At 49.1% G+C, this 26649-nt stretch carries 19 protein-coding genes; 3 read left to right on the forward strand and 16 right to left on the reverse strand.

Annotation, left to right across the window (positions count from 1 at the left end):
* Nucleotides 1-6: 6 nt before the first annotated feature.
* The 6 genes from murF to BUB73_RS04100 are packed head-to-tail and all read right to left on the reverse strand — an operon-like array spanning nt 7 to nt 6551.
* The gene (murF, locus tag BUB73_RS04075; RefSeq protein ID WP_073157050.1) at nt 7-1389 is read right to left on the reverse strand and encodes a UDP-N-acetylmuramoyl-tripeptide--D-alanyl-D-alanine ligase; all 1383 of its coding nucleotides are present in this window, start codon (nt 1387-1389) and stop codon (nt 7-9) included.
* A complete protein-coding gene (locus BUB73_RS04080; protein WP_073283798.1) occupies nt 1382-2818 on the reverse strand; it encodes a UDP-N-acetylmuramoyl-L-alanyl-D-glutamate--2,6-diaminopimelate ligase in 1437 nt (478 codons plus the stop codon). The genes murF and BUB73_RS04080 overlap by 8 nt, the downstream gene beginning before the upstream one ends.
* Nucleotides 2818-4734 carry a penicillin-binding protein gene (locus BUB73_RS04085; protein ID WP_249269294.1) on the reverse strand — a complete coding sequence of 639 codons (1917 nt, stop codon included), beginning with the start codon at nt 4732-4734 and terminating at the stop codon, nt 2818-2820. The genes BUB73_RS04080 and BUB73_RS04085 overlap by 1 nt, the downstream gene beginning before the upstream one ends.
* Entirely contained in the window at nt 4731-5042 is a 312-nt protein-coding gene (locus tag BUB73_RS04090; protein ID WP_073157055.1) for a hypothetical protein, read from the reverse strand. The genes BUB73_RS04085 and BUB73_RS04090 overlap by 4 nt, the downstream gene beginning before the upstream one ends.
* Entirely contained in the window at nt 5039-6085 is a 1047-nt protein-coding gene (gene rsmH, locus BUB73_RS04095; RefSeq protein ID WP_073157058.1) for a 16S rRNA (cytosine(1402)-N(4))-methyltransferase RsmH, read from the reverse strand. The genes BUB73_RS04090 and rsmH overlap by 4 nt, the downstream gene beginning before the upstream one ends.
* Nucleotides 6072-6551 (reverse strand): division/cell wall cluster transcriptional repressor MraZ, encoded by a 480-nt coding sequence (locus tag BUB73_RS04100; RefSeq protein WP_073157061.1) that lies wholly within the window; start codon nt 6549-6551, stop codon nt 6072-6074. Before BUB73_RS04100 ends, rsmH begins: the two co-directional genes overlap by 14 nt.
* A gap of 313 nt (nt 6552-6864) precedes the next feature.
* Here BUB73_RS04100 and fliB point away from each other — a divergent pair, with 313 nt between their 5' ends.
* Both fliB and BUB73_RS04110 read left to right on the forward strand, forming a co-directional pair.
* Nucleotides 6865-8073, forward strand: a complete 1209-nt coding sequence (fliB, locus tag BUB73_RS17175) for a flagellin lysine-N-methylase (protein ID WP_073283800.1) — start codon at nt 6865-6867, stop codon at nt 8071-8073.
* Nucleotides 8070-9050 carry a DUF1848 domain-containing protein gene (locus BUB73_RS04110; protein WP_073283802.1) on the forward strand — a complete coding sequence of 327 codons (981 nt, stop codon included), beginning with the start codon at nt 8070-8072 and terminating at the stop codon, nt 9048-9050. The genes fliB and BUB73_RS04110 overlap by 4 nt, the downstream gene beginning before the upstream one ends.
* A gap of 25 nt (nt 9051-9075) precedes the next feature.
* Here the strand turns inward: BUB73_RS04110 and BUB73_RS04115 are convergent, their stop codons facing one another.
* The 10 genes from BUB73_RS04115 to BUB73_RS04160 all read right to left on the reverse strand — a co-directional run bounded on the left by BUB73_RS04115 (nt 9076) and on the right by BUB73_RS04160 (nt 25235).
* Nucleotides 9076-11334: a hypothetical protein gene (locus BUB73_RS04115; protein ID WP_073283804.1), complete on the reverse strand. Its 2259-nt coding sequence runs from the start codon at nt 11332-11334 to the stop codon at nt 9076-9078.
* 19 nt (nt 11335-11353) lie between these two features.
* Nucleotides 11354-12052 (reverse strand): ABC transporter permease, encoded by a 699-nt coding sequence (locus BUB73_RS04120; RefSeq protein ID WP_371522103.1) that lies wholly within the window; start codon nt 12050-12052, stop codon nt 11354-11356.
* A gap of 148 nt (nt 12053-12200) precedes the next feature.
* A complete protein-coding gene (ettA, locus tag BUB73_RS04125; RefSeq protein ID WP_073157073.1) occupies nt 12201-13889 on the reverse strand; it encodes an energy-dependent translational throttle protein EttA in 1689 nt (562 codons plus the stop codon).
* A gap of 95 nt (nt 13890-13984) precedes the next feature.
* Complete coding sequence (locus tag BUB73_RS04130; protein WP_139258198.1) at nt 13985-14578, reverse strand: hypothetical protein; 594 nt, start codon at nt 14576-14578, stop codon at nt 13985-13987.
* A gap of 96 nt (nt 14579-14674) precedes the next feature.
* Nucleotides 14675-15196: an OmpH/Skp family outer membrane protein gene (locus BUB73_RS04135; protein ID WP_073157078.1), complete on the reverse strand. Its 522-nt coding sequence runs from the start codon at nt 15194-15196 to the stop codon at nt 14675-14677.
* 9 nt (nt 15197-15205) lie between these two features.
* A complete protein-coding gene (locus BUB73_RS04140; RefSeq protein WP_249269292.1) occupies nt 15206-17959 on the reverse strand; it encodes a BamA/OMP85 family outer membrane protein in 2754 nt (917 codons plus the stop codon).
* Nucleotides 17960-18168: 209 nt separating this feature from the next.
* The gene (locus tag BUB73_RS04145) at nt 18169-19866 is read right to left on the reverse strand and encodes a LamG domain-containing protein (RefSeq protein WP_175552186.1); all 1698 of its coding nucleotides are present in this window, start codon (nt 19864-19866) and stop codon (nt 18169-18171) included.
* A 28-nt stretch (nt 19867-19894) separates the two neighbouring features.
* Nucleotides 19895-21697, reverse strand: a complete 1803-nt coding sequence (locus BUB73_RS04150; RefSeq protein WP_073283810.1) for an ATP-dependent nuclease — start codon at nt 21695-21697, stop codon at nt 19895-19897.
* A 211-nt stretch (nt 21698-21908) separates the two neighbouring features.
* Nucleotides 21909-21962: a prepilin-type N-terminal cleavage/methylation domain-containing protein gene (locus BUB73_RS17925; RefSeq protein WP_073157404.1), complete on the reverse strand. Its 54-nt coding sequence runs from the start codon at nt 21960-21962 to the stop codon at nt 21909-21911.
* 96 nt (nt 21963-22058) lie between these two features.
* A complete protein-coding gene (locus tag BUB73_RS04160) occupies nt 22059-25235 on the reverse strand; it encodes a fibronectin type III domain-containing protein (RefSeq protein WP_073283815.1) in 3177 nt (1058 codons plus the stop codon).
* 224 nt (nt 25236-25459) lie between these two features.
* Here BUB73_RS04160 and BUB73_RS04165 point away from each other — a divergent pair, with 224 nt between their 5' ends.
* Nucleotides 25460-26410 carry a PD-(D/E)XK nuclease family transposase gene (locus tag BUB73_RS04165; RefSeq protein WP_083539633.1) on the forward strand — a complete coding sequence of 317 codons (951 nt, stop codon included), beginning with the start codon at nt 25460-25462 and terminating at the stop codon, nt 26408-26410.
* Nucleotides 26411-26649: the final 239 nt, after the last annotated feature.

Genomic DNA, 26649 nt, shown 5'->3' on the forward strand with positions numbered 1-26649 from the left:
CTATCCTTATGCCTTAACCTTGGTAAGCTTTAACATTGCTTCAACAACCTGTTCCATGTGCATGCCACGAGAGCCCTTCACCAGAAGCACATCCCCTTCGGCAACAACTTCAGACAGTTCCGCATTCAATTCCTGCACGGAATCGAAATGATAGGCGGACTTCATACCCTTGGACTTTGCGCCCTTCACATAGAGCTTAGCCTTTTCACCTACGGTGAACAGCATGTCAAAATTCATTTCGGGAACCATGGCACCCATTTCCAGATGGAGGGCGTCGGTCTTGTCCCCCAGTTCCAGCATATCGCCGAGAACGGCAATGCGACGGGCAACCTTCATGTTTCCGATAGTCTGCAGGGCCATCTTGGTAGAAGACGGATTGGCATTGTAGCAGTCAGACACGATGGAGAAACCGTTGGCCTTCTTCAGTTCCATACGCATGTTGGTAGAATGGAAACCAGCCAGAGCCTTGGCGATGTCCGTCTTGGAGACTTTGAAAGCCTCGCCAATTGCAATGGCGGCCAGGGCATTATAAACGTTATGGATGCCCGGAACAGACAATTCAAACTTGGTGCGGCCGATGTAGAAGGTAGCACAGTTGTCTTCATTGTAAGACAGCTTTTCGGGCTTATAGATACCACGCTTGATACCGAAAGTCACTACCTTGTAGCTGGTGTTGGAACGCAACTTGCACAGACGTTCGTCATCGGCATTCACGATCAGGAGGCCGTTCTTCTTGAGGCCTGCAGTAATGGTACGCTTTTCGGCAAATACGCCGTCAAAGTCAATCAGCTTTTCCAGATGGCTGGCACCAATATTGGTAATCACAGCTACATCCGGTTCAGTAGCCATAGACAGCGGACGAATTTCATCGGGACCGCTGGTACCCATTTCAATCACAGCCGCTTCATGGGAATGCTTCAGCTGGAACAAGGTCATGGGAACGCCAATGTGGTTGTTGAAGTTACCGGCAGTAGCGTGGGTGTTGTACTTCATAGAAAGTACAGCCTTAGTCATTTCCTTGGTGGTAGTCTTGCCGTTAGATCCAGTAATGGCCACCTTCTTCACCTTGAAATTCTTCTGGTAGCCCTTGGCGAGCTTCAGCAAAGCCTTGGTGGTATCGTCCACGGGGGCATACATCTTGAAGTTTTCAATACCTTCAGCATCCTGGTTCACAACACTCATCAGAGCTCCATTCTTTTCCATTTCGGTAACAAACTTGTGGGCATCAAAACGTTCGCCCTTAATCGGCCAAAAAACCACACCCTTGGCAGGTTCACGAGAATCCATGCAAAGGTTCACCTTGCGATTCTGTGTACGGGCGTTAACGCCGAAAGCCTGGGTTTCCAGGATTTCAAGCATTTCCTTAATTTTCAGGTCCAGCTTAAACATTTTCCATCGCCTTCACCACTTCTTCGTGGTCGTCAAAATGATGCTTAGTCTTGCCAATGATCTGGTAATCTTCATGGCCCTTACCGGCAACCACAAGCCAGTCGCCATCCTTCAGTTCAGCGCAGGCGCGCTTGATGGCTTCGTCACGAAGTTCCACAACTTCGAACTTGTCAGTCTTCATTCCTGCCTTCACATCGTTAATGATGTCAGCCGGATTTTCGGTACGGGGATTGTCAGAAGTGAGCCAGGCCTTATCGGAGAGACGTTCTGCAATTTCGCCCATAATGGGACGCTTAGTCTTATCGCGATCGCCGCCGCAACCAAAGATGCAGCTGAGCTTACCGCGACACAGGCTACGGGCAGTCATCAGCACACGTTCAAGAGCATCGGGAGTGTGAGCGTAATCCACAATCACATGAATTCCGTTCTTGTTCCAGACCTTTTCGAAACGTCCCGGAACACGAACTTCGGCAAGAGCCTTATCCATAGCAGCCTTGGAAATTCCAACGGCATTGGCCCAGGACAGAACCAACATCACGTTGTCCACATTGAAATCGCCACAAAGGGCAGTTTCAAAATGAGCGTCAGAAGCAGCGCAACCAAAGCCATTCAAATCAAACTTTAAACCGTCTTCAGTATTGAGGACCGTACCGCAGGGCTTTACGTCAGCCTTTTCAGAACCCAGGCGCGAAACGCCAACGGTTTTTAGTCCAGTAGGCTTGAGTTCATCACAAAGCAGGGCGCCATGAGCATCATCCACATTGATTACGGCAACACCATCAGAAGCCAGATACTTGGTAAACAGCAACTTCTTTGCATCGAAGTAGGCTTCCATAGTCTTGTGGTAATCCAGATGATCCTGGGTCAGGTTACTGAACAATCCGCTGCGATAGCTAATGCCAGCGACACGGCCCTGATGCAACGCATGAGAAGACGTTTCCATAACCAGGTCGGTACAGCCTGCATCAACAGCCTTTGCCGCAAAGGCAAACAAGTCCAACTGACCCGGAGTCGTCAGGTTTGCGGGAACAGAGGTATTACCCACCTTGTTCTTGATGGTTCCCAACAGGGCAACCTTCTTGCCCGCAGCAGTCAACATAGCATCCATCAAGAAAGCGCTTGTAGTCTTGCCGTTAGTACCAGTAACAGCATGGCAAGTCAACTTCGCAAACGGATCCTTGTAAAAAATCCTTGCCGCTTCCAGACGGGCAGCCTTCACGTTAGACACCTGGATCCACTTGGAAGTCAAACCTTCAGGGGCCACATTTTCACCAACGACAGCAACTGCACCGGCAGCCACCGCGTTACGTGCGAAAACTTCATAACCTTCAGTCGGCAGCGAGAAGAAAAGGTCGCCTGCCTTAACACGGCGGGAGTCGTCGCACAAACCACGAACATTCAAGTTCTTCATCAAAGTTTCAGAAAGCATTAGCTTCTCTCCTTCAACGTGAGTTTGCATACTTGCCCTTTACGTAACACTTCATCGGCCTTCGGGGATTGGGCAACTACGCGACCCTTGCCTGTATATTCAACATTCATGCGGAAGTTACCTGCAATTTCAAGAGCATCCTTCAAGGAGAGGCCTTTCAAATTGGGCATCTTGCCGCCATCCATATTTTCGAGAATCAGGGTGACTCCAACAGAATCATTCACATCGCGACGTTCAGACACAACGCGAAGCCCTTCACCTTCAAACTTGACATTGCAACCCTTGGAAGCAGCCAGGGACTTTGCCGCAGTAGCGAGCATTCCCACATAATCGTCGTTACACTTGGACTTCGCACTCACCAGTTCCAGACTGTGAGACGCAGGAGACAGTTCCGGATGATAGTAGATGCCTTCCATAATGCGGCGGAAAATCGGGCCAGCCGTGTTACCACCGTGATGCTGAGCCGTCTGAGGATCATCTACCAGAACCAGGCAGACATAACGGGCGTTTTCAACCGGAGCAAGTCCAATAAAGGAAGCAACCTGATGTTCTCTATCGTACTTACGGGTTTCCGGATTATACTTTTCTGCAGTACCCGTCTTGCCGCCAAAGACCACATCGGGAATCTTCTTGCTCATGACCTGCTTTGCGGTACCGTTATTCACCACGCGAGAAAGCATGGCGCGAATCATGGACGAAGTTTTTTCAGAAACAACTCGACGAAGTTCCGTAGGTTCGTTCTTTTCAACAAGCTTACCCTTGGAATCACGCCATTCCTTAACGAGCATAGGCTTCATCAGCTTGCCACCGTTTGCAATTGCAGCATAGGCCATCACCATCTGAATGGGAGTCACCAGCACAGAATGGCCAAAGCCCATAGACTTAAGGTCACTGCCGCTATTGCTGGCCAAGGTCACGTGATCCTTCAAGGCGCCAGATTCCTCGCCATAGAAATATTCAGAAGTCTTTTCGCCAAGGCCAAAATGCTTTGCGGTAATGTAAAGATTCTTAGCCCCCACTTCGGTGGCAATCTTCGCGAACACCACATTGGAAGACTGCACCATGGCTTCGGGCATATTCATATCGCCGTACACATGGGTGTCGCAAATGGGAGCAGACTTGGGATTCCATGTCCAGCAACGACCTTCGTTGGGGAACACCTGATTGGTATCCACAGCACCGCTTTCGAGAGCAGCAGCAGCGGTAATCAACTTGAAAGTAGAACCCGGTTCGTATGCCATAGCCACGATATCATTCTTGGCCATGCTGCCCACACCCTGATTCTTGGAATTGGGATCAAAGGTCGGATAGCTAGCCATGGCGAGAATTTCACCCGTATACGGGTCCACAACCACAGCGCTTGCGCTCTTGGCAATATAGCGGGACACGCCATCCTTCAATTCCTTTTCGACGAGTTCCTGCATATTGCGGTCAATAGTCAGCACCAGGTTCTTACCCGGTTCAGCCTCGGCCACATTTTCGGAACGTCCATAAATTTCACGTTTGCGAGCGTCCTGAATGCTCACGCGGAAACCTTCATTGCCGCGCAGGCGGGAATCGAACATACGTTCTACACCAAGGCTGCCTTCACCACTGCGGTTCACCTTCCCAACAATCTGGGAAGCCAGCTTGCCCTGCAAGAAAATGCGGCTATAATCTTCAGACTTACCGGTATCGCGAAGATTTTCGGCAAACACCACACCGTTACGATCCATAATCTGGCCACGTTCGGCATAGATGTTCTTGGTATGAGTCACCATGCTCTTGGTTTCAGCCTGGTAGATTTCTCGGTTCAGAACTTGAATATTGAAAGTCTGCCATGTCAAAACAAGGATAAAACCAAGAACCAGCATTTTCCAGATGGAAATTGCGTCCAGGTTAATCACCTTCAATGCTTCAAGATTCACAAACTTCACTTGGAACCCCCTACCACACGGACCTTGGTGGGAACCTGATTGAGGCCAAGTTCAGCTGTTTCAGCAAAGTCATTCAACTTTTCAAGAGAAGACAGTCTGTTGATTTCCAGTTCCTGCAGCAGAATCTCGCGGCGAAGCATATTCACCGTTTCAGAAAGTTCATGGGACTTCGCATAAAGACGAGTCATTCGATTCTGCATGTACAAGGGCAAAATCAGCAAGAGCCCTGCCACCAGCACAAGGCAGAGGAAACACCGCACAATAAAGCGGTTAGAGTAATTCACGAAATTTTTGGTTTCTTCGTTCATACCCTCTCGTACACTCTCAGCTTTGCAGAGCGAGCCCTACTGTTCTTTGCAATTTCATCATTGGAAGGAAGAATCGGCTTGCGATTTACCTTCTTCAGACGCTGGTGATTTCCGCCGCACATGCACACCGGCAAATGTTCCGGGCAAATGCAAGCCTTTTCAAATTCAGCACAAGTATCCTTCACGCAGCGGTCTTCTACAGAGTGGTAGCTCATGACCACCAGACGACCGCCCACCTTCAGGCAATCCACTGCAGAACGGATACTGGTTTCAATCTGGCGCAGTTCGCCATTCACTTCCATACGAACAGCCTGGAACACGCGAGCCAGCAGGCTGTTGGCGTCACGGCGCTTGTCCGGGAATACGGATTCCACAACGGACTTGATATCGCTAGGCAGGATATCGCGGCCCTCGCGACCAGTTTCTGTAGCAACTTCAATAATGCGAGTTGCCAGCTTAAAGGCGCGATCCATATCAGCGTTCTTACGCAGGGCTTCAGCCAAGTCATCGGCGCTTACACTACGCAACCATTCCTGGGCAGAAACTTCTTCACGACGATCCATACGCAGGTCTAACGGATTATTGCCAACGAAAGTAAAACCACGGGTAGAATCGTCTACCTGATGGCTACTAATTCCCAGATCATAGAGAACGCCGTCCAAGGAATCAGCCGGAATCTCTTCGCCCAGCATGGCAAAGGGAACCGGATGCACCACAAACTTGGGAAGACCTTCACCGTTGCTAACGGCAGAAAGGCGCTTAGTCGCAAACTTTACCGCATCATCATCGCGGTCAAAGGAATGCAAGGTTCCTTCGGCAGAAAGGCGGGTCGCAATAGCATAGGAGTGGCCGCCACCGCCCAAGGTACAGTCAGCAAAAGTTCCACCGGCTAGGATTTCAGCACCTTCAAGGCGGAGACCTTCAAGGCATTCCTTCAGCATTACAGGATCATGGTAGAACACGCCGCCTTCAACTCCGGCGACAGCTGCTTCAGAAATTTTGTTTGTACGTAGAGACTTTACCTGAGGGTCATTTTTGCTCATCAGATCCTCCCGCAAAATCTGCCATACAGAGTCTTTCGAACTCAGCCAGATCCTCTTCGGAATCCATAGCGAACTGAGCTTCATACTTTTCTGTATTCCACAATTCCAACGACTTACCGCCAACAGAGTCCACGAACATTACGCTGTTCGTAAGGCCTGCAAACAGGAGCTTATCCTTAGGGAGTAATATGCGATTCTGGCCGTCGAGCTCAACAGGGATGGCTCTTAGACGCAGACGGAATTTTTGGGCAGCATTGCGGTCGGACCAACGGTCAACCTCAGCTTTGAACTTATCATATTCGGCTCTTACAAACAAACGAAGTCTGTCCTTCATCCAGTTCGTGAGCACGAATTCAGAACCATCCTCAGGGGTCAGTTGACGACGGAATTCCCGAGGGAAGGCGCACCTACCCTTTCCGTCGATGGCCGATTTGGCCTGACCTATGAAATAGTTCTCTAAGCTCATTTTTTTATTCCATCACACAATTACACAACACATGGAATTATTAACACACATTTCAAATATAGCTTACTTCTCCCCACACTTCCCCATTTCAGTGGAAAAACACACCATTTACACCCCCGACTTCACCACACTTCCCCACGAGGTCCGACTTCTCCATCTCAATCACTCTGATTTTATTACAGAAATCATACCGCCGCAGCAGGTCCGCCCAGAAACAAATGCACACAAGAGCACTACTTTTCTATATTTCCACCCACAAACCACCCCACTACACCCCACAAAAACGTTTTTCTTTCGGGAGTTTTCACAGGATATGCTGCTGCGCGTACCGTCTTTCTACAACAAGTTTTGCTGCCTTGCCGACAAATGCACCGACACCTGCTGCGTCGGCTGGGAAATCGACGTCGACGAAATCAGCCTTTCCAAGTACAGGGACCTCGCCGAAAACACATCCCCGAAATGCGAAAGGGACGAAAAGAAAATCGCCTTCGCCAAAATTTTGATGGAAAACATCCAGGACGGGCATTTCATCTTAAAGCCCGGCGACCGCTGTCCCTTCCTTATGAAAAACGGCCTTTGCGAAATGATCTGCAAACTGGGGTGCAACGGATCCGACTTAGATGAATCCGGCGAAAGCGTTCTCTGTGACATCTGCCGCGAGCACCCCCGCTTTGTGGAAGTTTACGGGGACATCATGGAAAAGGGCGTCGGCCTTTGCTGCGAAGAAGCCGTTAGACTATTACTCACCAGCGATTCACAAGACGACTCCACCATCTGTCATTCTGAGCTATACGAAACTAAGAACTTTAGTTCTCAAGTTGAGTTATGCCCTTTGGGTAGAAGCACGAAGTGCGAAGTCGAAGAATCTAGCAACGTTCTAAATCTCGTCAAAAGTGAAATTGACGAAGAACCCGACGAAATGCCCGAAGGCGCCGAAGAAGCCCGAGACGCCATCTTCGCAGAACGGGAACACATTTTTGAATTACTGGCAAATAAAAGCAAGCCTCTGAACCAGAGGCTCATAGAGATTTTGGATTACGTCGAAAATACAAACGCAAACGATAAAGAAAATTCCGATCTCTTAAGTGATGCCGCTACCAAGCAAACCTGGATCGAAATCCTTGGCGAAGGGGAAAGTTTCGGACCCGCCTGGGATAAAGCCTTTGAACGAATGATCCGCAAAGGCTGGGACCAGTCTCAAGATTTATTTTCTGAAGAAGACGGCGAAAAAATCGTAGCCTACCTGATTTTCCGCTATTACGCCAAGAGCCTCTTTGACGGTGACGCCATCACCAAGGTACAGTTCGCTATCTTCTTCTGGATTATCCTGCAACATTTCGGAATGGAACTTTCCGCCGAAGTTCCTGAAGGCGCCGCAGATCTTACCCGCAAAATCAACGCGATAAAGCTTTTGAGCAAGCAGACAGAATACTCCGAAGAAATCATGGACATCCTGGCAGATAACTTCTACCAGAACGAGGCTTTCTGTACGGAACAGTTCCGCAGCATTCTATCCCCATGATCATTTCAGCCAGCATCCGCACGGATCTTCCCGCCTTTTACTCCAAATGGTTTCTGAATCGGATTCGAGAAGGTTTCGTCCTGGTACGCAACCCTTACAATCAGGATTACATTACCCGATACCAGCTGGACCCAAGTGTAGTTGACTGTATTTTCTTCTGCACCAAGAATCCAACCCCGCTCCTACCCCATCTTGACGAAATCAAAGATTTCCGCTGGGCATGGCATATCACCCTCACACCCTACGGCAAGGACATCGAGCCCAACGTTCCCGACAAGCGATTGATCGTGGAACAATTCAAGAAGTTGTCGGACTTGGTTAACACCCATAATGGCGGCCAGGATGCAGTACAGTGGCGTTATGACCCCATCTGCATTACAGGACGTTACACCGTGGAGCAGCACATCAAATCCTTCGAGGTGATGGCCGCTCTGCTAGAAGGCTACACCCACACCTGCATCATCAGCTTCGTGGACATTTTCAATTGCGTCACCAGGAACTTCCCTGACCTTAAAGAAGTTTCCTGGGAAGATCAAATTACCCTCACCAAAGCCTTTGTGGAAATCGGTCGCCTGCACGGCATAAACATAAAGACATGCGTGGAAAGTTCCGCCCTGGCAGAATTCGGAGCAGATTGCAGCGGATGTTCCACTCCAGATTTTTTTGAGAAAGCCTTAGGCCTTAAAGAAAAAGGTCTTACCTTCATGCCGCCAAAGAAGAAATTTGCCCGCGAGGAATGTTCCGCCTGCGTGGTAGGCGGAGACATCGGCAATTACAGCAACTGCCCGCACCTTTGCAAATATTGTTACGCCAACTACGGCAAGGATCAAGTGCTAAGCAAGCACAACATGCACGATCCGAATTCACCGCTGATTATCGGTAACGTTAAGCCCGGCGAAATCGTCCACCCGGCAAAACAAATCAGCTGGATAAAGAAAAAGCCCGACATTCAGCCGGACTTGTTCGAAAACATCTAGAGTTCTAAAGAGCCATATAGGCTACTTAGCGCACATTAATCACCTTATGTGCAGTCCCTGACTTCAGCAAATAGCGACCAGGTCGGGGCAGATCCAGCAGCATCGCATTTCTGTCGGCGGTAACATTTCTGATAACCCTACCCTGCATATCGAAAACGGCAACAGAAGAACCGGGCTTCAAACCGCTAATCATAACAGATCGATCAACAACGGAAATTCGCAATGCATTTTGCAAATGATTTTTCACAACCGTCGTTTCGGAATCACCATTCCCAGAATCATCATCCTCGGGATCGTCCGCCGGGTCCTTCACAGGATCCTTTGCAGGAATTTCAGAAGACTCAACAGAAATGAGCACCGTCTCTAAAGACTGTACAAAGCCGTACACCCCATCCTTTTCAGAAAGAACCGGACAAGTCTTTCCATCTTCACACACCAAAGACACGGCAGCCTCGAAACCTTCATCACAGGTTACCGTAAATTCAGCGGCACCTCCATAGAAAAGCTTTGCAGACAGACCTTCCACAGAGCAGTGTTCATCGTTGTTTTTAGCCACGGCATATTCACGTTTCTTACGTTCAACGCTAACAGAAACAGGAACCGACGGCATCAAGAAAATTTCAGACCAGCAGCCATCATCATCACAACTCAATAGTTTGAGTTTCATCTCCTGATTTTCATCTCCATTTTTATAGCTGAACATAACTTCACCTATATCGGAGCCCACTTCCTCTCCTACATAAATTCGAACGGCGTCTCCAGGCAAGGCATAATCCGCATAAACGGAATCCCCGTCCATATCAGCATCTGGGTACACCACGAAAGAGGAACTAGTATCCTCCAGAATCACCGCATACTTTAACTGTCCCCCAGACAAAACCACATTAGAAGCAGGCATGGTAAAGCTATACTCACCGCCAGCAGAATCAACGGACGAAAGATCAGAAGAACCCTCTTCACCGAACACAGGCAATTCCGCTAAAGCATAACCGGCTTCGCACACGACATTAAACTTAACCTTATCGCCAGCATTGGCAGAATCAGGCAATCCCTTGGCCACGCAAATTCCATCAAGTTCATTGCCAACACCATAATTGACCAGACCACGAGTCACCTTAAATACAACAGGTGCCGCCGGCATCTTGAAAGTACCGCTAGTGCAATCCTTATTGGCAGAACAGGAAAGAAGTTTCAACTCACCCTTAACAGAGTCAGCGCCGTCATAATAACTATAACTGATAGACTTGATAACTTCCGAAGAAAGGTGTTTAGCCTTTATGGTATAATTAATTCCCGAGTCATAGAACCCTTCGTTGGAAGTATAATAATCCACATAGGATTCCCCCTCATCTTCAAAGGTTACTTTATATTGAAGTTTACCCTTTACGACAGATGCGGAGTTGCCCTTCGTCATCGAATAAATGCCATTCTTATCTGCAGAAATATCCTTATAGCAGGATTTATCGTTTTTGTCTCCACATTCCTGATAAACCTTGCTCAAGAAATATCCTTCATCGCAATGAACGGTAAACTTCACACGGTCTGCAGATTCTGCCGTAGCCGGAAGACCACTGGTTTTGCAATGTTCGCCAAGATCTTCGCTAAGGGAGGTGTCGATTTTCTTAAACACGGCATCCACTTCATAGGCATGCCCCTGTCCATCATAACTAAATTCGGTAATTTCGTTAGCCTGATTAATTGATGTAGAATAAGGTTTCTTATTCCAGTTTCTCATATTTACAGACGACAGGTAGTAACCTTCATCCGCATCCACCAAGAAAACGACATTGGCAGAAACATAATAGTTTTCACCTTTATAGGTATCTCGTACGGTATTCTTAATCGTTACAGAGCCGTTGCCCTCTACATAGACCTTAATGGTATAAAGCGGGAAAATGCTTAAACTTACATCAGCATTCCATTCACTCATGGTAAATTTATAACGCTTACCCTTCTCAATTTCAGTCATGCGACCGTTTATGTAGTACTTCGGCGTGTGATAGGCATTCACGGCAAGATAGGCGGCGTCAAGCATAAAAACACCTTCATCATCTCGCTTAACGTCTACATCCACATAAAGAACCGTCCCCGGTTTCACCCTGGCGCTATCGGCGAGAATCGTACCATCCTCTGTAGACACCCTATAGGTTGCCCCACCGTTCTTGACTTTTCTCTGGACAAGCATCACGGTGCCATTTTCGTCGGTCCCATCCTTCTTTTCGCTATCTTCGGCATAGGCCATAGACACAATCATGAGCAAAACGAATACGATCCAAAATTTCATTCGCAACTTTTTCTACCTTTTACAAACTAATGAACTTCCGCATTCCCACAACAGTAGCGGCAACACAAACCGCTAACGAGAAACCAAGCGCCACCACAGGCATCATCATATCCCGCAAGAAAGTCTGATAACCGAGCTGCACCAAAAGCAAAAGCGGAATAATAAAGAACAGCGTCCCCTGAGTGGCTGCGCGAACAGTTTTCGCCTTAAGAGAAAGCAACAAAGAAAAGGCATTCACTAAAAGACAAGCTGACATAGAACCAAGAATCGCAGCAACCACCACCTCACCGTTCACAACATCAGAGTGCGCGCCCCAATACACTAGCTGACAAATCAACGAAAACATCAACGGGAACGGCAGCACCGCCAAAAACTTACCCCAGAACAGGTGTGCAGGCTTCACTGGAGAAAGCTGCAACAGTTCCAGGGAATTTCTTTCACGTTCGCCAGCAAAGCTATCGGCAGCAAGAGGCGCACCCATAGGCGCCATGAGGCAACCAAGCAACAGCATCATGTAGCCATCCATGCCCTGCATAATCTGCCCGCCATAGCGAGATACGGCAATCCCCTGGGACACCGCCAACAGCACCGGAGGAATCACAAAAGGAATCCAGAAGCGGGGCTCCCGGAAAACCAACCGCAGTTCATGCTTTAGAACGTGAAGAATCATAAGAAAAGCGTTGAGCAATGAGCTGTGAGCAACGAGCCAAATGCTCATAAAAAAATAATAAAAAGGCGCCCCCAAGTGAATGGATAGGCGCCATTATTTTCTCATACCTCAAAGCGTAAGTTCACTAAGTGAACTGCAGCGACCTCACACCTCAAAGCAAAAGGTCGCGCAGCGAACTTTCGCGCCCTAGCGCAACTTAGTTGCGCGTCAGAGTCTTGTACTTGATGGGCTTGGGGTTTTCGGCATCTTCGCCAAGACGCTTGCGGCGATCGGCTTCGTATTCGCTCCAGTTACCTTCGAACCAGACCACATTGGAATCACCTTCGTAAGCGAGAATGTGGGTAGCGATACGGTCCAGGAACCAGCGGTCATGGGAGATGATCACGGCGCAGCCTGCGAACTTGAGGATTGCCTGTTCCAGAGCCTGGAGGGTTTCGATATCCAAGTCATTGGTGGGTTCGTCAAGGAACAACAGGTTGCCCGGCTGCTGCAGGTTCTTGGCCATAAGCACGCGGTTACGTTCACCACCGGAAAGGGTGGAAAGCTTCTTCTGCTGGGCAGCGCCAGTGAAGTTGAACAAGCCACAGTAGGCGCGGCCATTCATCTTGCGGTCGCCCACCATAATTTCGTCGTTACCGCCCGTAATGGTTTCCCACACAGTCTTGGAATCGTCCAGGGAATCGCGGCCCTGTTCCATACTGATGATCTGCACGGTCTCGCCAATCTTCAAGGTACCAGCATCCGGCTTTTCGGTTCCGGTGATCATCTTGAAGAGCGTGGTCTTACCAGCACCGTTGGGGCCGATAATGCCCACAATACCGGAGCGGGGCAGGCTGAAGTTCATATCGTCGAAAAGCACCTTTTCGCCAAAGGCCTTCTGCAAATGTTCGGCCTGAATAACGATGTCACCCAGACGGTTGCCGTTGGCAATGTGAATCTGAGCCACGTTGATCTTCTCTCTGGAATCTTCAGCCAGGAGTTCTTCGTAAGCCTTAAGACGAGCCTTGTTCTTGGCCTGGCGAGCCTTGGGACTCTGCTTGACCCATTCCTGTTCGCGAGCCAGGCGCTTCTGACGGTCAGATTCGCCCTTTTCTTCACCGCGCATACGTTCCAGCTTCTGGTCCAGCCACTGGGCGTAATTGCCTTCCCAAGGAATGCCGCGACCGCGGTCGATTTCAAGAATCCAGTTGGTCACGTTATCCAGGAAGTAACGGTCATGGGTCACGAGAATGACGGATCCCTTGTATTCACGAAGGTGGCGTTCCAGCCAGGCCACAGTTTCTGCATCCAAGTGGTTGGTAGGTTCATCCAAGAGCAACAGGTCCGGTTCTTCCAAGAGCAGGCGGCACAGAGCCACGCGGCGCTTTTCACCACCGGAAAGGTTGGTCACCGGCCAGTCACCCGGCGGGCAACGGAGGGCGTCCATAGCAATTTCAATATTGCGGTCCAGGCTCCACAAATCCTGAGCGTCAATGATGTCCTGAAGCTTGGCCTGTTCGTCCAGGAGCTTGTTCATTTCATCATCTTCCATGGGTTCTGCAAACTTCATGGAGATTTCGTTGAAGCGGTCAAGAATAGCCTGTTTCTTGGCCACAGCCTGCATCACGTTTTCCTTGACGGTCAGGTTCGGATCCAGCTGAGGTTCCTGAGGCAGGTAGCCAGCGGTACGACCCGGTTCAATCCAAGCTTCGCCCTGGAATTCCTTATCGATACCAGCCATAATACGCAGAAGCGTAGACTTACCGGCACCATTCTGACCGATAATACCAATCTTAGCGCCATAGTAGAAGCTAAGGGAGATGTCCTTCAAGACTTCCTTGTTGGGGTAAGACTTGCACATCTTGTACATGTAGAATACAAACTTTTCTGCTTTATTTTCGGCCATAATGAGCTCGCTTCGCTTTGAGGTGTGAGGTCGGTCGCTACGCTCCCTTTGAGGTATGAGCGTTTTTATTTACTACTTAAATATAAAAAATTCATCTAGTCCATTACGCAGGGAATCGCTTCTTCTTCAACCCAGTTGCCGGCAGTACATGTGTAAAGCGTCCAATGGTCTTTATCATAGACCGTCCAGCCTTCCGTAGAACTAGCACACTGCATATTCAGGTTTTCAATATTGCTGATGGTAATCTGCGCACCACCTTCATAGCAATCTGTCGCAGGTTCAAAAATAGACTCCGAGCTCTCGCTAGAAGAAGACGGGCTTTCATCAATGACATCACTGGAGCTTTCTGCCAAAGCATCGGAACTCGAAGACGGCTCTGCAGAATCTTCACAAACAGAAGGCTGATAGTCGCTGAGATAAACCCAATCTTCCCCATCGCATTCCATCACATGATCCATTTCTACAAGATAAACATGGGCGCACTTGTACGATACACGACACTTGTATTCATTTGCCAGGGAATCCAGCGTCATTACCGTATCCGGCAACACCAGAGTGTCATTGCCCGGCACAGGATTTTCCTGATCCGTTCCAGAAGATTCACTAGGTGAACTGCTATCGTCTCCGCAGGCAACAAAATTCATTGCCGTGAAAAGCATTGCAATCAACATCCAAACTCTACGTTTCATATTCGCTCCAAATAAAAATACCGCAGGCAACCCCGCGGCATTAAGATAACTTTTAATCGGCGCCAAAACAAGTTCAGCCCGACTTGTGATGATCAATTATCTATTGTTCAAATAGTCCAGTACCTTATTGGTCAGGTCGTTTTCCTTCTTCCAGAAAAGCACGGCGCCGGTAGCACGATCCACCACCATGTCGTAACCTTCCTGCAAGGCAATTTCAGTGACAGCCTTACGGATCAGCTGAATAATGGGGCCGCTGATTTTTTCGTTTTCAGAAATCAGTTCTCCCTTACGGCCATAGACGCGGTCCATGAAGTTCTTCAGTTCCGTATCCTTCTTGGCGTATTCCGCTTCCAGTTCGCGCTTCTTTTCATCAGAAAGCATCAGAACCTGCTTGTCCAGTTTTTCCTTAATGGCAGAAAGTTCCTTCTGGAGCAGGTTACCCTGCTGTTCCCATTTTGCCACCTGGCGGTCATATTCTTCCTGAGCCTTCTTCGTGCCCTTATAACCGTCAAAAATCAGCTTGGAATCCACATGAGCAATACGCAGACCATCTTCGGCGAAACCGGAGGTCGCACCGAACAAGGCAATCATCAAAACGATCAGAAGTTTCTTAACCATAATTCCTCCTTAGAAGCCCTGGCCAATCACGAAGTTGAATTCCATGTCGCCAACAGCACTACGCTGGAAACCGCTGTAGGTTTCACCCACATCCAGAGGCCACGCGAAGTCGAAGCCGATAATACCAAGCATAGGCACAACAACGCGGAAACCAAAGCCGATATCCTTCTTCAAGCTAGTGGGATCCCATTCGCTAAGCGGGTTGTGGCTGGGCTTTTCAACCTTGGTCTTGGGATTATAACGCTCACCGAATACGTTACCGGCATCAAAGAAGAAGGGCAACAGGTAGAAGGTCTGAGGCACAAGGCCCAACTGAAGTTCCGCACCAACATACTGGTAGCTGCGGCCCAGACGGCGGTAGCCAAGAGAACCGGAACTATAACCGCGCATGCATCCTTCGTAGCCCATCACGCCACCCATGGAGTACAGAGTGCGATACTGCAACTGGTCACCGAAAATCACACCATACTGGTTCGTGAGAGCAATGCTCAACCGATCGCGGAACAACGGGAACCACCACTTAATGGTCAACTCCGTCTTCACGAAGTCGAAGTCACTGAAGATAGCGCCATCAGCCCACTGCACATCCAGCACATAGCGAGAGCCGTCTGTGGGGAACTGCGGCAGGTTCTTGTCGTCGCGGAGCAGGCGGAAGTTGATTGCAGATTCAACACCGGAGTAAACCACATAGCTGTCATCGATATTTCGGCCCTGCTTGTTCATGAGCCAGCTATAACCAATCTGACCATAGAAGTAGTCATCGGGCCACTTCAGACGCTTACCCACATAGACGCTTCCGCCATAACGGGTAATGTCCGGGTCGTCATAATCTTCCATATTCCACCAGGAGTAGCTCAAGCTGGCACCCAGGGTAATGGGCTTATCAAGGAACCAAGGTTCCTGGAAGCTGATAGAAGCACTCTTCTTGTCGGCACCGTATTCGACGCTAAAGCTTGCAGCCTGACCATCACCCATACAGCAGTTGGGAATAGACACGCTGGCAGTACCCACAAGACCATCGCTTTCGCTATAGGAAACACCCAGGCTGAACTGACCGGTACCCGCTTCCTTTTCCTGAACGGTAAAGTCAAGATCCACTTCCTGGTCGCCCACCACCTTAATGTCGGGCAGAACCATGTCGAAGTAGTTCAGCTGCATGATTTCACGGAAGGAACGTTCTAGCAGGGACTGGCGGTAAGTATCGCCCGGATACAGGCGAACTTCACGACGAATCACCTTTTCGTTAGTCTTGGTATTGCCATGGATGTGAACCTTGTGGATCTGGGCAGGCAGACCTTCGGTCATCTTGTAAGACAGGTTCACAATGGAATCGTTAGTGAAAGTACGTTCTTCTTCGTAAGTTGCAAACAGGTAGCCATCTTCACGGTAGGCATCAAGCAGAGCCTTGCGGGAAGCGTCATACTTGTACTGGTCAAACACTTCGCCACTATCAAGACGATAAGCATACTTCAGCATATTGTCGTTCAGCACTTCGTTACCGGAGAAGTGGAGGCCACCCATGTAGTAGCGACGACCTTCGATCATATGAATGTGAATGAGGATCGAGCTGGAAGTCTTGATGTTATCATACTTGTTCAAGGCAGAGAACATGTCTTCGATCATATAGCGCACCACAAGCTTCTGCTCGTAAGCACTCATCTTCTTGATCTTCAACAGGGAGTCAATCTTCGGGTTGTTCCACTTACGGCCCTTTACAATATCAAGCCATTCCTTGCGGGCATCTTCGTAGCGGATAATGTCGTTCAGGTACTTCCAGGCGTCTTCTTCAGACTTGACCTTGGGCATCGGTCTAGTCACCCAGGGCATCTCGCCCACGGCACGATGATTGCGGAACAGGTGAGTTACCTGCATAGTGGGCTTGCCAGCCATCTTGTAGAAAGCGGTGGCGGTATCACCGAGAGCCAGATTCAGCTGATTGTACAGCGGTTCCAGCTTGTCTCCCAGGGGAACCATACGTCCCAGATAGAACAGGCAGGAGGAGTCCGGCAGATATTCAGCGCTATATTCAGTCAGTTCAGCATCCAGGAAACCGAAATGGCGGATGGCGTTCAACACCGTATCGCGGTCGGCTTCGAACACGTTTTCCTTGAATTCGCCGCCGCCCCACCACTGGTCCTGCTTGGTCAGCATATGTTCCAGAATATCTTCGCGGGGCACATTGTCGTTACCCTGGATATCGAAATCACGAACCTTCACCTTGCCGCCTTCACGGACAATGAAGGTCACCAAATTCTTGTTCTCATCTACAGGAGTTTCACGATAGCCCACTTCGGCCAGCAAATAACCTTCGGAACGGTAGTATTCCAAAATAGCCTGGCGGTCACGTTCCAGCTGGCTCTTGCTATAAACCTGGCCCGGAATCAGACGGATCTTCAGGCGCAGATCTTCTTCGGAAACTTCATCACAGCCGTCCAGAACAGCGGTATCCAAGGCAGGAAGTTCCTTAATCTTGAAAATCAAGTCCACATCGGAACCATCACCCACATAGTCAATCCAGGCAGTCACATCGTCAAAAAGACCAGACTCGTACAGAGAAGTCACCGAGGACTGCACCTTTTCGGTAAGACCCGTAGGAGAATAACTCTGGCCATCACGAATACCAATTCGACTCAGCACGGAACGTTCGTCCATATGGACGGTACCTTCCACCTTCACCTTGTGGATCTTATTTTCCACCATATAGCTCTCGGACATTTCGGACATGTCCAACAGCTGGGCCTGAGCCAGACCCACAACAAACATCACTAAAAACAGCAAACGGGTACGCAGAATGAACCTACCTAAATAGAATTTTCAAATTTTTCCGTCCAAAAATACAAAACTTGGAGCTGGGGAGCCCACCCAAAAGACCATTTTTCACCCTATTTACACCACAAAAGAATCGTTAATTTATTCGTGTACGCAAAAAGGGCGGAAAAGTTCCGCCCTAAAACGCAAATTTTTAAAGAAAATTAGAATTTCGCCACTAAAACCGGCCAGTAATCAGAAGGTTTCTGATTCAGGTAAGTCATGTAAGTCCAGGAATTCTCACGATAACTCCCGCCAACGAAAACTTCGTCTATGGCACCGGCAAAACCGCCAATCCTAAAATCAGCAGCCTCACCACGAACGCCATCCCAATCAGACAAGACCGGCTTTTCGACCTTTGAAGAATTCACAAACAGGCAGCTGTTTCCATTGCCCAACCCATCCATAGAAAGCTTGCTAAAAGCCACATAGACCCACGAAGCCGCCTTCAGCCCTTCGGAACCCGACGTCCAGCTCAATTTATAGCTGGCGGTATCCGCAACATCATCCGAAGCCACCCCAGAGGCCAAGTGGTAAAAATTCACCACGAATCCGGAATCCAGAACGTAACGCAGTTCATATTCGCCAGCCTTTTCAAAAATCAGCTGTTCTTCGCCCAGATTATCCAATCGAATCCAGAGAGAGAAACTGAAGACATCTTCGGTACCGAACACCAGGTCCCCATGCAAAGAGGAATCCGCCTCTGCAGAATGATCCGCTACCAGGGCGCTTGTCGCTGACATCTTGACACCGCTACCCACAACCCCGTCCACCAAAGAAACCTTAAAGGCAGTACCGGGGAAGTTCTGCTTTTCTGCCCAGTCCGTTATGGGAGCGATACCATCATCAAAATGCCATACCATATTATAGGCCCTATTGGTGGGGAACACATCCAGCGCAAAGCCGGAAGTCAGGGCATTATTAAAGACCAGTTCCAGGGAATCTTCCAGATTCAGGGAATCCACGTTCACCCAGAATACCGCCTCCTGGGCCAGGGAATCGAAATAGCCCGAGGTAATGGGCAGTTTCTTACTGGCCGCCCCACCGGCATTAATACGGCGAACTTCCCAGCGGCCATCCATTCCCGCAAGAGTATCAAAGTTGCAGTTTTCAGGAGTCAGGCGTAAGGCCAGCGGAATATCGCTGACAAAGCCCATCAGGGAATCCACACTCCCCTTAGGGGCCGCCAACGGGGCCACAAAACGCATCACCACGGTATCCACCGTAGCAACCGGCTCCGCATCAAAGCCCACCTTTGCTGTATCCTGGGGAGTAACCTTAAGGTTCTTATACAGTTCCACGTTCCCGCCCAGCGACAATCTCAAATCAAGTTCACCCGCCGGCAGGGAGTCCACAAGGATCATTCCACCAGAAACAGAAACTTCACGATAAATCGTGGTTCCCACTGCGGTTATCACGCCCTCGGCCCCATCAGCCATTTCCGACTTCAGCATCGCATAGCCCGGAACCTTAAGGGTATCGTCCTGAATGACCACGGAATCATGATCCGAGACCACAACATCCTGGACCAGCAAACGTTCGCCAGACACCACAACCGCTTCAAGGGAATAAGTACCAGCAGCAACTCCGGTCAAACGATAGGAGCCTCTTTCGTCGGTTTCGCCAAAGATACCGACTGAATCGTCAAACACATTGAAATCTTTAGGAACGATACTGACGCGGGCCATAGAAGCCACGCCCTCGCCCAGGTAAAGTCGGCCCTCGATAGAAGCCAACTCCGGCGAACCCGTTTCAGCGCTGTTTCCCGCCACAGAGGTATCGTTAGAACACCCCACCACTCCGGCCAGGAATCCAGCCAGCGCGACACCAAACGTCGCAAAATACGATCTTGCAAAACCCACACTCATCATCCGATATAAATATACCAAACTATTGGTATTGTCCATGACTTCCCGCGATAATCCAGCGGCAAAGTTCCTCGATACTGGCATAATCTGGCAGGGTTTTTACAAAATTCTGTGATTTACTCCGTTCAATGAACTTGCTCCAGGCGGTTTCGCTCTTGGCTTCAAGTCCTAAATGTTCTTCGATGGCACCGCGGGTCCACACCCAGATTCCCTGACTGCGAAGCTTGGCATGAATGCTGCGGATTGCCATTTCGGCCTCGGGCATGGCCGCCATCATGGCGTAAGCCTGAGCCGCCGTGGTATTGCTATGCTTGCTCACCGGCAAACCATTCACCAAGCGTAAATGGTGCTGGAAGGCCAGCTCTCGGAACAAGTTCTGACAATACTTGATATCAGGATCGTTGTAATCCAGGAAGCCATCATGGGTAGCCGTAGTAAAGGCGTAATCCAAGTCCACAATAGCGCGAACAGGCATATCCATGGCCCCGAGGACCTGCATACTCTTGCGGGTATTGCTAACTCCACCCTGACGAACCAGGGCGCACTTGATTAAGGCAAAGCTCTGCCCCGTAATACGTTCAAACAAGGCGGGCAGAACCCTCAGTTCTGTCTTACCTTCGGTTAGCAGTACATAGTCAGCGAACAAAAGTTCATTACTATTAGAAAGACTGAACAACATCTGCAGCTGGCTGGGCGCATCCTGAACCACCTGGTGTACCGCATCTTCCATGCGCTTACGCATAAAGGTGCCACGTTCCTTGTTCTTGCGAATCAAAAGGGACGTGCTTACATCTTCGCTGGTCACCATCTGGGCGCTGTGGGTGGCAAAAACCACCTGGTACCCCTCGTTAGAAAGATTCTTGAGGGCCACGCGGACAAGTTCCACCGCCTGAGGGTGCAGATACAATTCCGGAGAGTCAATCAGCAGTAAGGTACGACTCAGATAATGGTTGTTATGATGCTTCTTGATATCAGCCAGATAGCGGATCAGGGCCATCTGGATAGCGCGCTGGGACCCCGCCCCCATGCGGCTTATATCTCGCTCGAAACCGTCATCCTCATCCATGACCTTCAGGCTAGCCCTCTTCAGGAAGGTTTCCATGGTCGGCACAGGAATATCCAGTTCCACCTTCACGCTGGGGAACAACGGACGGAGCTTTTCATTGACATCGCGATCGAAAGCGCCGATTTCTTCGGCCCGATTCTCGCTATCGGGAGAAAGCAAGTCGTTAAACTTGTTCAGCAGCATGTTGATTTCGCCACCGAATCGACGTTCCAGCGGTCTAAAAATTTCGTGGAGCAACTTCACGAAGGCCTGGTTGCCTTCAAAATCCCAAATGGCGATGGATTCCGGGAACATACGGCTAAAGGCCGCCATAAAACTATCATTTACTCGGGTCCATTCCCGCTTATAGGCTCCATTCCGCTTGTTAGAAGGCACAAATGCGAAAAATTCCATGGATTCTGAATTGCCACCAGGAACCCGCTGCACCTTTTTTACCCGCAACTGTCCCATATTGGGGCCAGCATTCACCAGGAACGGCTTGATTTCCGCAGAAAGATCTTCACCAAGGCGGGCCAGCACCTGTTCAGAAATACCATCAAAGACACCCTCCACCTCTACAGGAATATTCGGGTCGTCAAAGTAAGAAATATCCAAAGAAAAATGGGCCAACAGCCAACGAATCCCCATCAGGATGTTGGTCTTACCCGCATTATTATAGCCAATCAGAGCCGTGAAACCACTAAGAGGAAACCTCTGCTTCTGGATAGAACGCAGATTAGAAATGGTAATCTCAGAAAGTCTTAAAGCCTGGGGTTGCATACTCGCAATGTATATAAAAATTCGGGATGTGGGGCAACATATACATTTTTATAAGATTTTATGAAAAAAGTCCAGTTTCCAAGGAAACTGAACTTTTGAAACGCATACTTTTAAAAGATTCGCAGAGCCCTAATGACAGTTATTTAGACTCTACGCAAGGAAAGGCAATCACTCCTTGCAGGATCTTTTTCCCAGCCATTCTTTCCGCCATTCAACCAGCCACTACCACGATCATCAACTCAATAAGTGTAAAACCTTGACGCATAATACATTCCTTCCTAGGATTCCACAAAAATAATATAAGAACGAAAAAGGGCTCCCCGCGAAATTGCGGAAAGCCCTTTTTAATTCAAACCAACAACTATTGGGCGCTGCACTTAGACAACAGCAACGGATTAGACCATTCACTGTAGTCAGAAACGCCATTCTTGTCAGTCCAAATCATACGCACCTGAACATAGAGGTCGTTCAGAGAGAAGGTTTCCGGATCATCTTCAGGATCCAACGCCCCATTTGCATCAGCATAATCAATGGCCAGACGATTTTCAGGCATAGTATCCAGCAAAGTAGGGATATTTTTCTTTGCTGTATACCAGCGAACTTCGTACATCGTGGTAGCGGTAAATTCAGAATTCACGATATTTCTGTTGGCGAAGCTGTTGGAAACATAGACCTGAGCCTTGGTAATGAGGCAAGCCGAGTCAGGAACATCAATCACTGTAACGGCACCAGTTTCTTCATCCTTAACTTCTTCCACATGTGTTGTACCGGTGGGCAACTTCTTACCCGGAGACTGCAGAGCTACAGTGGGAGTGGTAAACTTCATATCTTCACGATATGCAGTAGCCACAGTCAGCTGAACAGCACTGGTAAATGCAGTCGTATCGGCATCATCATAAGCGGCCACATGGAAGTAATGTTCCACATTGTTGTCCTTACCGGAAGTGGCATTATTTGCATAATAGTACAGCACACCGGCATCAACAGTTTCGCTTTCTTCCGTCCATTCACCCTTGCCGTTTACAGAAGATTCAACAATGAATCCCTTTTCACGACGGTCAACTTCCCTTTCGTAGGTCCAGGACAGCAGCCATACACTGGGAGCGATACGTTCAGCCTTCAAGCCAGAAGGTGCCGGCAAGGAAAGATCGATAACGTAGCCCGGAACATAGGCGGCTTCAGACATTGCGGAATCATTACCGTTAATAGCAACCACGGCATAGTACTTCGGATCTCTAGGAGCATCCACAATCAAGGAAGTAACATTTGCAGCAATGCCAGACTTATAGAGAGACCAGCTTACACCATCAGCACTGGTGTCGATGGCAAAGGACTTTGCTTCGAGAGTGCCCTGAGTGTAAGACCACTTCAGTTCAAGAGTATTCTTGCCATTATCCTTAGCGCTAAAGCCAGTAGGAGCATTCAAGGTCACTTCACTTGCATCGTAAGCAACGAAGATGGATGCAGAGAATACCGTATCCTTATCAGCACCGGCATCATAGGCCCCCACGCGATAGTAGGAACCAGTCTTAGCAAGAGCCACCTTCATCGTGGTCACAGAAGAACCGCAGGAGCCGACATCCTTCCAAGTGACACCATTCATCACCTGCACCTTGAAATTCCTTGCAGGGCGCTTAGCATTGTCGGTGTAGTTCCAGGAAATTCGAGCAGAATCTTCTGCGGCCACCTGAACACCGGCAACATTTGCGGGAGCTGCCAGAACAGGCTTTTCTGTAGCGGGAATCAGATAAATTTCAGAATAGGAAGTATCCTTGCTGTCATAAGCGCCAACGCGATAGTAGCGCACAGAATCTAAGGAAGGAATCTGGAAAATACGGGACTTCTTGTCAACCATGTCAGAAGACAATTTGCTGCCCTGGCCATTCAGACGCTGAACCACGAAAGCTTCTACAGGACGATCGTTGGAGGCGCTGTAATCCCATGCCAAGGCCAGCTTGCCGTCGGTCATTTCGGTTACGCCCTTGATGGTCGGAGCCGGAAGCAAGTAAATGCTGGTGGCATTGGCTGGAATCGTCAAGTCTGCAGAAGGAACACGACCATTGGCGTCATAGGCAACCACGCGAACATAGCGGACGTTGTTAGACACAGAAAGCAGGAACTTATTTACAGAAGCTTCAACCGTACCGAGTTTCTTCCATTCATTCTTGGAAACATCAAGTTCCTGGATTTCAAAACCAGTAACCGGACGAGTTGCATTATCTGCATAAGACCAAGACAGAGTCAGCTTATCCTTAGAATAGTCTTCCACACCAGTAATGGATGGAACACCCAAAGCCACACTTTCAGAAGTAGACGTGACCACGATATCTTCGGAGTAATTAGACTTTTCACCCTTCTTATCTACAGCCACAACACGATAATAGCTGATTTCTGCGGAAATGGATTCCAGCAGATAGCGGGTAATGCTAGCATCCACAGAATCAATCACCACCCACTTCTTCTGGGCCAGATCCTGATATTCCACAAAGAACCTGGAAGCCGGATGTTCCTCGTTGGGAGCATAAGTCCAACTCAGAACCTTGGAGCCAGCAACTTCGTTAACAGCCAGGTTTGCAGGAGCCGGGAAACCGCTTTCGGTAACCACGACTTCAGCGCAAAGTTCCGAAAGATTGCCAACAAGACCAGTGGTCGTACCGGTCTTCGTACCGATGGGGGAAGTCCAGTCGCTGAAATCTACAGCACCGTTCTTATCTCTCCATACGACACGGACCTGAGCAAAGGAGTTACATTCGTCTTCGATAGACTTAAACTTCTTGGAAACAGCCCCCTTATCCAGGGAGAAGTCCGTCGTATCCACATCATAGCTGGAGCCGTAGACAAATCGAGCTTCGTAATACACTTCGCCCGTCTTTTCACCCTTTTCCAAATTGTAAATGGAATTCAGGATAGCCTGAGACGGATAGTTACCGGTAACCACAATTTCAAGAACGCTGTCACGTTCAATATTGGCAACCAGAGACGGAACTGTGGGGAATTCAAGATCAGAGACATATTTAGCGCTGCTAGGAATCATGATCTTGTCGGAGTAAGCGGAACGTTCTTCGCCCTTCATGGCAGCCAAGCGGTAATAGAAGTCCGCATTGTTCTTACCATCAATAATAAAGTGAGTTGCGGTCGGATCCTTGAGGGTTCCCACGTCCTTCCATTCCGTTTCAGTCGGAGCAAGACGCTGCAAAACATAGGCCTCGATACCGCCAAGAGTTTCGGGACTAGCCCAATCCAGACGGAAAACGCTAGGAGCCAGTCGAGATACAGAAAGGTTTGTCGGTTTTTTAAGGGCAGAAGATTCAAGCAAATCTCCCTGATTCACATCATTGTCCAGTTTTTCGGACAAATCAACATCCTTAGAACCACTAGAGCCCTTGGTCTTGCTAGAAGAAGATGAATATTCGGTTTCCTCGTCTTCATCATCCCCATTAGAAGTCTTATTTGAATCACCGCATGCAACCAATGCAAAAGCGGTGGTCAAGGCGGTAAAACCCACCAAGGACCTTCCAAAGAACTTTTTAAAATCCATAACGGACCTCCGTATAGTAACAATCACTTTACAATATAGATATAAAAATTACAATTTTATTAACTTTCGCCTTTTTTATTGGTTTACGTCACAAAATCAAGGGGATATCGCTTATTTACAAAAATTTACACAATCTTTGCCGATTTGCTGCATGTATATATGTGAACAAGGGCTTTGCCGCTGTTCCGTCCGGCAATCTCGTCTGACGCCCCCAAAAGGAACGAATGAATCTTTATCAAATGAGCCATTTTTTGGAAGAAATCCACGATGCGAAGAAGAATGGCGGTGATATCCACGAAATCATCGAGCGTTACCATAGGCTGTACAAGTACGTATACATCTATAACGACCTCTGCGCCAAGGAAATCCTGACCGGCGGAGGCAAGGACCTTTCCCTGGTGACGAACCTGGCCAACGCCGCCCTGCGCCTTACCGGAAGCGACTGCATCAGCAACCCTACGCTGGAGAACCCCGTAGTTTCGGGCGGGTATGTTTACAAGGATATCGAGGAGGACATCCTCATCAGCCGCCGGCGCCTCGACGAAAAGGACGAACCTGTGGTGGACCGCATCGGCCTGGAAATTCAGCACGTTGGTTATGATGCCTACAACAACCGTCTGCTCTTCTACGTAGCCCGTCACGTTGGCAATATGCTCAAGAAAGGCGATTTCTACGACAAGATGCAGAACGTCCACATCATCAGCTTTCAGATGTTCGACTATCTGCCCTGGAAGGTATCCAAGCGTTACGTCCACAATGTCCGCCTCCTGGATGACGAATACCACACGTTCAGCAACCAGCAGACCCTCACCATCGTCGAGGTGAACAAGTTCCTCACGCATGCGGATACGGACTACGCCCAGGATGACAGTCGCCTTGCCCAGTGGCTACGGGCCATTGACGCGTTGAACAACAACGATGACTTTTCGACCTTCGTAAACGACAGGCATTTTCAGTGCTTGCAAAAGTACGCGGAAGTAAGTACATTTGCTCCAGAGCTTTTTGTCAAGGCAGGAGAACACATGAAAGACGATGTCGAAGTAGCCGCATATATCGCCCGCAAGGAAGGCCGCGAGGAAGAACGCGCGAAGTACGAAGTCGAGAAGGAGGAAATGGCCGCGAAGTTTGAGGCTCGCATTCGTGAACTGGAAGCGCTGTTGGCGCAAAAAGGCTAACCGCAGTTTTCTGCTGTAATTGATGTACAGGAAGGTCCCGCAGATGCGGGACCTTTTTTCGCTACACCCTCGTCACCCCGAGGACAGTCATTCTGGAGCGAAGCGATAGAATCAGGGACAGCTGTTTTTGCTCTACGTCATGCAGACACAGAAACTTGTTCAGAGCGGGCTCCAGTCAGCATCGGCTTAGCAATCCTTATGTCATCAAGAAAAGGCCCCCTTTCAAGGGGGCCTTTTAA

This window comes from Fibrobacter sp. UWH6, from assembly GCF_900142465.1.
In the GTDB taxonomy this organism is placed as follows: Bacteria; Fibrobacterota; Fibrobacteria; order Fibrobacterales; family Fibrobacteraceae; genus Fibrobacter.

Coding starts and splice junctions, on each gene's coding strand:
- BUB73_RS04090 (WP_073157055.1), bottom strand. CDS start 5,042: ATGAACGAAGAAACCAAAAATTTCGTGAATTACTCTAACCGCTTTATT.
- BUB73_RS04110 (WP_073283802.1), top strand. CDS start 8,070: ATGATCATTTCAGCCAGCATCCGCACGGATCTTCCCGCCTTTTACTCC.
- BUB73_RS04115 (WP_073283804.1), bottom strand. CDS start 11,334: ATGAAATTTTGGATCGTATTCGTTTTGCTCATGATTGTGTCTATGGCC.
- BUB73_RS04150 (WP_073283810.1), bottom strand. CDS start 21,697: ATGCAACCCCAGGCTTTAAGACTTTCTGAGATTACCATTTCTAATCTG.
- BUB73_RS04080 (WP_073283798.1), bottom strand. CDS start 2,818: ATGCTTTCTGAAACTTTGATGAAGAACTTGAATGTTCGTGGTTTGTGC.
- BUB73_RS04140 (WP_249269292.1), bottom strand. CDS start 17,959: ATGTTTGTTGTGGGTCTGGCTCAGGCCCAGCTGTTGGACATGTCCGAA.
- BUB73_RS04130 (WP_139258198.1), bottom strand. CDS start 14,578: ATGAAACGTAGAGTTTGGATGTTGATTGCAATGCTTTTCACGGCAATG.
- BUB73_RS04120 (WP_371522103.1), bottom strand. CDS start 12,052: ATGAGCATTTGGCTCGTTGCTCACAGCTCATTGCTCAACGCTTTTCTT.
- murF (WP_073157050.1), bottom strand. CDS start 1,389: ATGTTTAAGCTGGACCTGAAAATTAAGGAAATGCTTGAAATCCTGGAA.
- BUB73_RS04160 (WP_073283815.1), bottom strand. CDS start 25,235: ATGGATTTTAAAAAGTTCTTTGGAAGGTCCTTGGTGGGTTTTACCGCC.
- fliB (WP_073283800.1), top strand. CDS start 6,865: ATGCTGCTGCGCGTACCGTCTTTCTACAACAAGTTTTGCTGCCTTGCC.
- ettA (WP_073157073.1), bottom strand. CDS start 13,889: ATGGCCGAAAATAAAGCAGAAAAGTTTGTATTCTACATGTACAAGATG.
- BUB73_RS04135 (WP_073157078.1), bottom strand. CDS start 15,196: ATGGTTAAGAAACTTCTGATCGTTTTGATGATTGCCTTGTTCGGTGCG.
- rsmH (WP_073157058.1), bottom strand. CDS start 6,085: ATGAGCAAAAATGACCCTCAGGTAAAGTCTCTACGTACAAACAAAATT.
- BUB73_RS04165 (WP_083539633.1), top strand. CDS start 25,460: ATGAATCTTTATCAAATGAGCCATTTTTTGGAAGAAATCCACGATGCG.
- BUB73_RS04100 (WP_073157061.1), bottom strand. CDS start 6,551: ATGAGCTTAGAGAACTATTTCATAGGTCAGGCCAAATCGGCCATCGAC.